Source organism: Xanthomonas pisi DSM 18956, assembly GCF_001010415.1.
Classification (GTDB): domain Bacteria; phylum Pseudomonadota; class Gammaproteobacteria; order Xanthomonadales; family Xanthomonadaceae; genus Xanthomonas; species Xanthomonas pisi.
Map to the genome: position 1 here is coordinate 1 of NZ_JPLE01000187.1, position 215 is coordinate 215.

The 215-nt window shown below is 69.3% G+C and carries 1 protein-coding gene; it reads right to left on the minus strand.

Annotated features, from left to right (window positions below; translation table 11 throughout):
* Positions 1 to 193 (minus strand): Na+/H+ antiporter subunit E (locus Y887_RS17655; protein ID WP_046965592.1); only part of this gene is annotated, 193 nt, incomplete at its 3' end.
* Positions 194 to 215 lie beyond the last annotated feature (22 nt).

Sequence of the window (215 nt, forward strand, 5' to 3'; positions counted from 1 at the left end):
GCAACGAGCCGATGCGGGCGAATTCGCGGTCCAGCCGCGCAGCGAAGATCGGCACCACCACGCCCAGCAGCGCGCCCAGCACCCACTGCTGCGGCCCGAAGCTGTCGCTGAGCAGCAGCCAGAACACGAACACGGTGACAGTCAACGACGGCGAGGGCAGCAACCGGCGTCGCAAGGGCTTGCGCGCGCTCATGGCTGCCTCCGTTGTGGCGTGG